8 protein-coding genes are annotated in these 9,014 nt (G+C 61.1%); 3 read left to right on the top strand and 5 right to left on the bottom strand.

The annotated features are described in order from the left end of the window. The coding region (ychF, locus tag EOL86_09925) for a redox-regulated ATPase YchF (protein NCD25887.1) at nt 1–774 on the bottom strand (774 nt) is incomplete at its 3' end. Nucleotides 775–1,080: 306 nt separating this feature from the next. Here ychF and EOL86_09920 point away from each other — a divergent pair. Together EOL86_09920 and EOL86_09915 are read left to right on the top strand one after the other, a co-directional pair. Then, entirely contained in the window at nt 1,081–2,235 is a 1,155-nt protein-coding gene (locus EOL86_09920) for a pyridoxal phosphate-dependent aminotransferase (GenBank protein NCD25886.1), read from the top strand. Beyond that, nucleotides 2,232–2,426, top strand: a complete 195-nt coding sequence (locus EOL86_09915; GenBank protein ID NCD25885.1) for a ferredoxin — start codon at nt 2,232–2,234, stop codon at nt 2,424–2,426. Before EOL86_09920 ends, EOL86_09915 begins: the two co-directional genes overlap by 4 nt. Nucleotides 2,427–2,519: 93 nt before the next feature. Here the strand turns inward: EOL86_09915 and EOL86_09910 are convergent, their stop codons facing one another. The 3 genes from EOL86_09910 to EOL86_09900 all read right to left on the bottom strand — a co-directional run bounded on the left by EOL86_09910 (nt 2,520) and on the right by EOL86_09900 (nt 6,005). Beyond that, the gene (locus tag EOL86_09910; protein ID NCD25884.1) at nt 2,520–2,858 is read right to left on the bottom strand and encodes a hypothetical protein; all 339 of its coding nucleotides are present in this window, start codon (nt 2,856–2,858) and stop codon (nt 2,520–2,522) included. A gap of 81 nt (nt 2,859–2,939) precedes the next feature. Beyond that, entirely contained in the window at nt 2,940–3,668 is a 729-nt protein-coding gene (locus EOL86_09905) for a DUF3944 domain-containing protein (GenBank protein ID NCD25883.1), read from the bottom strand. A gap of 204 nt (nt 3,669–3,872) precedes the next feature. Beyond that, nucleotides 3,873–6,005: a CoA-binding protein gene (locus tag EOL86_09900; protein ID NCD25882.1), complete on the bottom strand. Its 2,133-nt coding sequence runs from the start codon at nt 6,003–6,005 to the stop codon at nt 3,873–3,875. A 268-nt stretch (nt 6,006–6,273) separates the two neighbouring features. On the opposite strand from EOL86_09900, the gene EOL86_09895 reads away from it, so the two are divergent. Beyond that, on the top strand, nt 6,274–7,620 hold the full coding sequence (locus EOL86_09895) for an NADP-specific glutamate dehydrogenase (protein NCD25881.1): 1,347 nt from the start codon (nt 6,274–6,276) through the stop codon (nt 7,618–7,620). Nucleotides 7,621–7,859: 239 nt separating this feature from the next. On the opposite strand, the gene EOL86_09890 is transcribed toward EOL86_09895, so the two are convergent. Continuing rightward, nucleotides 7,860–8,798, bottom strand: coding sequence for a radical SAM protein (locus EOL86_09890; GenBank protein NCD25880.1), 939 nt, complete (start codon nt 8,796–8,798; stop codon nt 7,860–7,862). Nucleotides 8,799–9,014 lie beyond the last annotated feature (216 nt).

Genomic DNA, 9,014 nt, shown 5'->3' with positions numbered 1-9,014 from the left:
AAATTCCTGCGCCTCTTCCGGAGACAGGCCGACCAGTTCTTCCTCCATGCGGGCCGAAATCTTCACGGCCCGCGCGCCGCGCGCGGCGGCCAGTTCGCGCACGCGTCGCACGTGCGCGTTGTCCTCGGTCAGGGCGTCCTCGTCCACGTTCATGCCGAAGATGACCGGCTTGAAGGTGATCAGCAGTAGGTCCTTGCGCAGTTCCGCGCCCAGGTCGCTTTTCAGCTCCTCCAATTCCGAGGCGGGCTTGCCTTCGTTCAGATGGGCGATGAGCTTCTGGGCCAGATCCAACTGCGGGGCCAGCTTCTTGTCGCCCTTGATCTGCTTGGACAGCCGGTCGGCCTTGCGTTCGGCGGCCTGGAGGTCGGCCAGGATGAGCTCGGTGTCGATGACCTCGATATCGCGGACGGGATCGACCGTGCCTTCGACGTGCACGATGTCGTCGTTCTCGAAGCAGCGCACCACGTGCAGGATGGCGTCGGATTCACGGATGTTGGCCAGGAACTGGTTGCCCAGGCCCTCGCCCTTGCTCGCGCCTTTGACCAGGCCGGCGATGTCGATGAAATCCACCGTGGCCTGGATGACCTTTTGGGAGTTGACTAATTCCAGTAGTTTGGCCAGGCGCGGGTCCGGCACTGGAACCACGGCCTTGTTCGGTTCGATGGTGCAGAACGGGTAGTTGGCGCTTTCCGCGTTCTGGGCCTTGGTCAGGGCGTTGAAAAGGGTGGATTTGCCGACGTTGGGCAGGCCAACGATGCCGATGCTCAGTCCCATGCTATCTCCTTCATTCCGCTTCGCGGCGCGCCCCTTCTGTAAGGAATCGCGAGTCGTCGTACCCGCCGTGTCGCGGCGGGGAACGCGTGTGCCGGGAAGTGGAATGGATTGTGTGTGTGATTTGATCGCGCGGCGGGTGTGGCCGGCCGCGCGGGTGAGCGCTGCCATAATATGGGAGCCGGCCGGACGCAAGGCGCGGGATGGCGGGCCGCGTCGGCCCGCCCGGGACATGCTGTCGCGGAGGGTTTGAGCTTTGCCCCGAAGGAGTATAATCGGCCTCCCATCATCAATCGCGAGGGGGATTTCATGAACGAATGCCGTATCAATCCGTGCTGCGAGGAGTTGAGCTCCTTCAAGGTCATGGACGTATTGGAACGGGCCTGCGCCCTGGAGCGACAGGGCAAGAGCATTGTCCATCTGGAGATCGGCGAGCCCGACTTCGACACGCCGGAATGCGTCAAGGAGGCCGCCTGCAAGGCTATCCGCGACGGCCGCTGCCAGTACACTCATTCCCTGGGCATCATCGAACTGCGCGAGGCCATCTGCGCGGATTATCACGCCAGATACGGGGTTGAGGTCCATCCGGATCAGATTCTGGTCACGTCCGGCACCTCGCCGTCCATGCTGCTCGTGTTCTCGCTTTTGCTTCATCCCGGGGACCGGGTTCTGCTTTCGGACCCGAGCTACGCCTGCTATCCCAACTTTATCCGTTTCGCCGGCGCCGTGCCGGACTTCGTGCCCGTGCGCGAGGAGGACGGCTTCCAGTTCCGGATCGAGCACGTCAAGGCCCGCATGAGCGAGAACGTGCGCGGCATTCTGGTCAATTCCCCGGCCAACCCCACGGGCACCCTGGTCAGTCCGGAAGTGTACCGCGCCTTGGCCGAACTGGGCGTGCCGCTTTTTTCCGACGAGATCTACCACGGTCTGGTCTACGCCGGCCGGGAGCATTCGGCCCTGGAATTCACGGACACTTGTTTTGTCTTCAACGGATTTTCCAAGCTGTACGCCATGACCGGCTGGCGACTTGGCTACGTCATCGCTCCCAGGGCCTACATGAACCGGCTGCAGACCATGCAGCAGAACTTTTTCCTGTGCACCAGTTCCATCGCTCAGTGGGCCGGTCTGGCCGCCCTGACCCAGGCCGGGGCCGACGTGGCGCGGATGAAGGCCATCTACGACCAGCGTCGGCAATACATGATCGCCCGGCTGCGCGAATTGGGCTTTGGCATCGCGGTCGAGCCCACGGGCGCGTTTTATGTTTTTGCCAACGCGAAGAAGTACACCTCCGATTCCATGCGTTTCACCTTCGACCTGCTGGAGCGGGCCGGAGTGGGCGTGGCGCCGGGCGTGGATTTCGGGCCCGGAGGTGAAGGCTACATTCGTTTTTCCTATGCCAATTCCATCGAGAATATCGAGGAGGGCATGCGTCGCTTGGAACAGTATCTGGGAGGGCTGAAATGAGTCTGGTCGAAGTGGCCGTGAACCGGCCGTGCTGTTCCGGTTGCATGGCATGCGTGGAGCTGGCGCCGGAGATTTTTGGCTACGACGAGGTCGCCCATGTGGCCGTGGTGCTCACGAACCCGTGCGAGGAAATTCCCGCCCGCAAGGCCGCGGCTTACTGTCCGGACGATTGCATCGAAATCATTGAGTAGGACGGGAACTGGCACAAAAAAGGGGACACTTCATGGAAGCGTCCCTTTTTGTGCGTTGTCCGCTGGAAACAACGTGAAAGCGGGGCCAGGGGGTCAGTTGCCTTCGTGAACCTGGAGGCTGATATTTGTTCCGGCCGGGCTGATGAAGCGCAGACAGGGATGCCCCTTGGTGATGAGATCGAGAATGGGGCCGGCCGCGGTTTTGACATACACACTCAGGCATTGGGCCGGATCGTCGAAAACCACGCCGAGGTCGATGCGTTCACCGCTGGGCAGGGTCACGGTTTTCCAGGGAACGATGTCCTGTTCCTCCGGAAGCTTGCCTTCGAGCATCCAGCTGCTGTCCATGGCCGCGAAGTCCAGCTTGTCGACCAGGACCCATTCTCCGTGTTTATCTTCGTCGGTGTGGATATAGAGGCTTATTTGGTTCATTGGGGGAGTCCATGTTGTTGCCTGCGGCATGTCCGTTGCCGGGGCGAATAGAGGGTTGAGCGCCGTGATAAAGCCGTTTCGTCATGCTTTTTCCGCGTTTTTCTTGGCCCGTAGACAGGCCAGCTGAACCACCACGGGAATGACGATCCAGTGCGCGGACCCCGTGAAGCTGAGGGGAGAGACCGATTCGAATTCAATCCCCAGGGGTTTTTGAAAAATATCGAGGACCGCGTGCATTTTTTCCGGGGCGATGCTTTTGTACCCGACATTGCTCGCGCTCATGGCCGACCCATGGGCAACCACCAAGGACAGCAGGTAGCTGGTCATGTCATCCAGCTGCATGGCCTCGTGCAGCGCCTGGACTATGGCCTGGGCGTTGAGGGCTGGCGGCTTGATGCCAAACGCGTCGGCCGTGACTTGCAGCTCGGCCGTGGGAATGCGCGGGATGGCCCGGGAAAAAAGGGCCACGTAGAGGGTCCGCTCGATGACTTCCACCGAGGCGTCGGGGTTGTAGGACACGGAAAATCTGCCGCAGACGTCGCCCAGAATCTTGAAATAGTGTTTGCCTCGTCCGGCTCTGGCCAGGGCCGCCAGGGGATTGGAGCCATAGCGCTGGATTTCGCCCGCGATCACTTCCCAGTAGGAGGCGTGGTTGGGCGCGAATTGCTTGTACAGGGTGTGGTTGGGGAGCTGAACAATGCTGCGGGGCTGTCCGTCTTTATTGTGGAGAAGAACCTCGACGAGGATATTCAGATCTTCGCTTGTGCATTCCTTGAGAAATTCCAGATCCGGATCCTGACGGTACTTCATGCGGACATCCTTGTAGGGTTGAAGGTTCCGTTGATGGCTTCGCCTGGAAGCCGGGACTTGGTGCACGGGACGCGCGAGAGCCGGTGCTGCAGTGGCTGATGGGCGGACATCCCCCTAGCAGGAAACGATGTTTTGGTCAATGTCATCGTGCATTTGGCAGTATTCTTCACGCCTTGGTCCAGTCGGGGGATGGTTTGCCCCGGATTATTCCTCGCGCAGTTCGTGTTCGTTCATGAAGCTTTTGTCGTGGCGCCGCCAGATGTCCAGGGCCATGCTCAGAGGTTTGATCATGGGCACGGTGTAGGTGTGGAATCGTTTGGCGTAGAGAGCCTCGCGGAAACGGGTGACGTGGGTGCACAGGCCGCGTGGCGAGACGATGAAGGGTTTGGAGATGGTCCGTCGGAAATCCACCAGCCGCTCGGCCAGATACTCGGACAGGTAGGGCACCTGAAGATAGATGGCGGCCAGGATGACGTCCGTGTTCGGGTCGTCGGCGATGATTTCCAGGGCGCGCAGGAGGCGCCTGTCGTCGCAGTTGCCGAAGAGATCCATGGGATTGTTGCCGATGTTGACGAGCATCTGCTCCAGGTCGTCCGGATTGGCGGCCTTGACGTTTTCGCGCAGCAGGTCTTGCAATCGGGTGCGGGTTTCCGGGGCAAAGCGGGCCAGTTCCATGCCCTCGGCCGTGATCTGGTCCGCCAGGAGCACGGCCGCGCCGCCACCCACGCTGACCACTGCCGTGCGCTTGCCCCTGGCCGGGGGTTGGGTGGTCAGGATGGACAGGACGTTGACCATGATTTTCGGGTCCTCGGTCAGCTCCTCGATCAGATGAAATCCGGCCTGGGAGCAGCAGGCCCGGAAGGCCTCGTGGCTGCCGGCCAGGGAGGCCGTGTGGGACATGGTCGCCTCGCGGCCGCCGCCGGACCCGCCCTTGATGATGATCACGGGCTTATGGGCCGTGACTTTGCGGCCCACCTCCATCAGCTTGAGGCCCTCGGACAGGCCTTCCAGATAGATGGCGATGACGTTGATGCGCGGGTCCTGCCCCATGTGGGCCAGGATTTCGGCCGCGCCGACGCTGCTGGAGTTGCCGCAGGACACCCATTTGCCCACGCCGATGCGGTCGGCATGGAGCATTTCCATCAGTTCCAGGCCGATGCCGCCGCTTTGGGAAATGATGCCGATGCCGCTTTGCTCGCGGATGACGCCGGTGCGGTGATCCGGAATGAACAGGGTGTTCACGCCCGAAAAGTTGTCGATGATGCCCAGGCAGTTGGGGCCGATGTAGGCCACGTCGTGGGCCGCGCTCAGCACGCGCAGACGCTCTTCCAGTTCGCGCCGGCCGGATTCGGCGAAACCGTCGCTGACAATGATGGCGCCCTTGCCGCCGGCTTGGCAGAAGCGTTCAAACTCGCGGACCACGGTTTCGGAGTTGACCACGAACACGGCCAGTTCCGGTGTTTCGGGCAGGCTGTCCAGGTTCGGATAGCAGGGCCGGCCCTGGAGTTCCGTTGCGCGCGGGTTGATGGGATACACCGCGCAGCGCCGGCGCAGGTTCTTGAGCACGATGCCGCCGACAGTGCCGGTGTGGGACGCCCCGTACACGACCACGGACTTGGGGGCGAAGATGGTGTCCAGACTGCGCATCTTGCCGGGCGAAACATCGGTTTGCCTTGGATAGTGCACGGGATCGCCGACAATGATCCGGGCATCGACCAGGGCGATGCCCTGTTCGTGGACAATGACCGGATTGAGGTCGAGCTCATGGATTTCCGGATGCTCGCTCATGAGCCGGGACACGCGCGCGGCCAAGTCAACCACGGCCTTTTTGTCCAGGGGCTGGCCCCGGAACCCGTCCAGAACCTGTCCGGCCTTGGTCCGGGCCAGCATGGCCAGCACATTTTTTTCGTCCAGCACGCCGATGCCCGGCGCCACGTCGGCCAAAAGCTCGACCATCTGGCCGCCCGAGCCGACCATGGTCATGGGGCCGAAGCTCGGGTCCTGGGTCGCGCCGATGAGAATCTCCAGTCCTGGGCGGACCATGGCCTGAACCAGCAAGGCTTCCGGGGCGCCGAATCCGGCCGCGCGGACATTGTCCAGCAGCCGGGCATGGGCGGCGCGCAATTCGGCCTCGCTTTCAAGTTCCAGAAACACGCAGCCGACGTCGGTCTTGTGGATGATTCTTTCGTCCACGGCCTTGAGTACCACGGGATAGCCGATGGCCCCGGCCGCGTCCGTGGCCTGGTCAATGGTCCGGACCTCGCGGCCCAGGATGATGATTCCATATTTTTCCAAGAGGGTTCGGCTCTGTTCAAAATCGAGTTGGCGCGGTTTCATGGCGTTCTCCTTGGTGGGATGAGGATGCCCGCCATCATGAAGACGTGGTGATTGTTTGGCAAGGTTCCAAATTTTTTGGTTGAAGTTCCGGTTTGCGGTGAATCGACGCCAAAAACGTATTCACGCTGTTTATGTTGCGATCAAACAACTTTTTTCGGCGTAGATTCCGAAGCCTTCTTGACCTTGTCCGTTCTACGGAGGACAAGAGCCCCCGTTTTGGCCGATTTTGCGTTCAAGGCGTGGATGGTAATCAAATATGGAGGAAAAAATGGATATTTGTGAGTTGGTCAGGCGGCGCGATCCGAACGAAGTGGAATTTCATCAGGCGGTGTCCGAGGTGCTGGAGTCCATCGAACCGGCCCTGGAGCGCAACCCGGAATACCGTCGCGCCGGGATTGTGGAGCGCATGGTCGAGCCGGAGCGGGTGGTCATTTTCCGCGTGCCGTGGATGGACGACGCGGGCGAGGTGCACGTCAATCGCGGTTTTCGGATTCAGATGAACGGCGCCATCGGGCCGTACAAGGGCGGCTTGCGGTTTCATCCGTCCGTGAATCTGGGCATTCTCAAATTTTTGGCTTTCGAGCAGGTTTTCAAGAACGCCTTGACCACCCTGCCCATGGGCGGCGGCAAGGGCGGATCGGATTTCGACCCCAAGGGCAAATCCGACGCCGAGGTCCAGCGCTTCTGCCATTCCTTCATGCTTGAACTCTTCCGGCACATCGGCGCCAACACGGACGTTCCGGCCGGGGATATCGGCGTGGGCGCACGCGAAATCGGTTTTATGTTCGGCATGTACCGCAAGCTGCGTAACGAGTTCACGGGAGTCTTGACCGGCAAGGGCGCGGCCTGGGGCGGTAGCCTCATCCGGCCCGAGGCCACGGGATACGGGGCGGTTTATTTCGCGGCGGAGATGCTCGCGGCCCGGGGCAAGAGCCTGGAAGGCTGCCGCTGCCTAGTTTCCGGTTCGGGCAACGTGGCCCAGTACACCATCGAAAAGCTGCTTCAGCTCGGGGCCGTGCCCATCAGTTTTTCCGATTCCTCGGGGTATATCTTCGACGAATCCGGAGTAACCGCGGACAAGCTGGCTTTCCTCATGCACCTCAAGAATGTGCGTCGGGGACGGGTCCGGGAATACGCCGAGCAGTATCCCGAGGCTGTGTTCACGCCGGCCGACCCAGCTTCGGACCATAATCCGCTCTGGGCGCACCGCGCGGACTGCGCCTTCCCCTGCGCCACGCAAAACGAGATCAACGCCGTGGACGCCCGTAACCTCGTTGCCGGCGGCGTACGCGTGGTGACCGAGGGCGCCAACATGCCGACCACCCTGGACGGCGTGCATATCCTGCAGGACAGCGGCGTGTTCTTCGGCCCGGCCAAGGCGGCCAATGCGGGCGGCGTTTCGGTGTCCGGCCTGGAGATGACTCAGAACAGCATGCGTTTGAGCTGGACCCGCCAGGAAGTGGACGATCGCTTGAAGCTGATCATGAAGACCATCCACAAAAACTGCATGGATACGGCCGAGCAGCACGGCAAGCCGTTCAATTATGTGGTTGGCGCCAATATCGCGGGATTCGTCAAGGTGGCCGACGCCATGCTCGATCAGGGCGTGCTTTAGGCGGGTGGTCGTCGTTGAATGGTCTGTTATCCCATTTTTAAATCAAGGCGGTAACATCAAAAGGCATGAATTGCTTCGTCGAAGACTCCTCTCAATGACGCAATACGACGTTCGTCATTGCGATAGACCGTAGGGAGAGGGGTAATCCAGGCCGTTCTTACATGCTGTATTGATTTACAAATCGAATTACGCGACAGGCCGGATGGGATGCGCGGGGCGGCATGGGCCGCCCCGTTTGTTCAGAATTTTCCGCGCTGGTAAAACACGCCGCGTTCGCGGCGCACGGTTTCTATCTTTTTTTCCTTTTCCAACACGTCGAGATATTTGTTGATCTCGTTGACATGCAGGCCCAGGACCCGGCTCAGGTCGTCCAGGGTGCAGGGTCGGCGCGCGACGGTTTCGACAATGGCCGTGGCCACGTCCTTTCTGTAGGCACGGCTGTCCTGGCGTTGCGCCCCGGCCGCGACAATCTCGGCATTCTTCATGTCGAACACGTCAAGCACATGCCGTAGCTCCTCGGCCGTGGCCGCGCGCAGGCCGGGCAGCACGCCAGGGCGGTCCAGGGTGTTGATCTGCACTTCGTCCGGTCGGATGCGTTCGATGGCCGTTTTCAGGGCGCCAAGCTCTTGGTCGCTGTCGTTGTAGCCGGGCAGAATGAAGACTTCGAGCCAGATTTGTCTGGAAAATTCCTTCCGGAAGGCGACCAGTCCGTCGATACAGTCCGCGATGCGCAGGGACGGATGGGGGCGGTTGATTTTGCGGAAGACGGGGTCCGTGGCCGCGTCCAGCGAGGGCAGGACGACATCGGCTTCCAGCAGGCTGGCGCGGACCGCCGGATCGGACAGGGTCGCGCCGTTGGTCAGCACCGCCACCGGAATGTCGGGACGCAGTTCCTTGGCGGCATGGATGACTTCCTGGATACGGACATTGAGGGTTGGCTCGCCCGACCCGGAAAAGGTGATGTAGTCAGGATCGGGGTTTTCCGCGAAATAGGCGCGCAATTCGGCGACCACGGCGTCGAGGGGGACGTATTCCTTGCGATCCACGGTCAGGAGCGTTGTCTTGCCGACCTCGCAATATACGCAGTCCAAAGAGCAGATTTTACGCGGAATAAGATCCACGCCCAGGGACATGCCCAGACGGCGGGATGGGACCGGGCCGAAAAGATGTTTGTACATATCTTGTTTTCCTTGTGATCAGCGTCGGGTAACGCCCCGTTCCTTGAGCAGGGCGTAAAGGCGCGGCCGGGACAGGCCGGACAGGTGGCAGGCGCAGCGGACCTCGCCGTCGCAGACCCGCATCAGGTTTTGGAGATAGCGCGTTTCCAGTTTGTTCAGGTGCTGCTCGCGGTAGTCCCGTAGGCTCGGAAAGGACCCTTCGTCCAGGCCCGATGA

The sequence above is a fragment of the Deltaproteobacteria bacterium genome, from assembly GCA_009930495.1.
Lineage (GTDB): Bacteria > Desulfobacterota > Desulfovibrionia > Desulfovibrionales > Desulfomicrobiaceae > Desulfomicrobium.
This window is presented reverse-complemented; position numbering and strand designations above follow the sequence as displayed.

What these genes read in the sequence shown, in the direction of transcription:
- EOL86_09910 (NCD25884.1), bottom strand. Translation starts at nt 2,858, where the DNA reads ATGAACCAAATAAGCCTCTATATCCACACCGACGAAGATAAACACGGA.
- EOL86_09895 (NCD25881.1), top strand. Translation starts at nt 6,274, where the DNA reads ATGGATATTTGTGAGTTGGTCAGGCGGCGCGATCCGAACGAAGTGGAA.
- EOL86_09905 (NCD25883.1), bottom strand. Translation starts at nt 3,668, where the DNA reads ATGAAGTACCGTCAGGATCCGGATCTGGAATTTCTCAAGGAATGCACA.
- EOL86_09920 (NCD25886.1), top strand. Translation starts at nt 1,081, where the DNA reads ATGAACGAATGCCGTATCAATCCGTGCTGCGAGGAGTTGAGCTCCTTC.
- EOL86_09915 (NCD25885.1), top strand. Translation starts at nt 2,232, where the DNA reads ATGAGTCTGGTCGAAGTGGCCGTGAACCGGCCGTGCTGTTCCGGTTGC.
- EOL86_09890 (NCD25880.1), bottom strand. Translation starts at nt 8,798, where the DNA reads ATGTACAAACATCTTTTCGGCCCGGTCCCATCCCGCCGTCTGGGCATG.
- EOL86_09900 (NCD25882.1), bottom strand. Translation starts at nt 6,005, where the DNA reads ATGAAACCGCGCCAACTCGATTTTGAACAGAGCCGAACCCTCTTGGAA.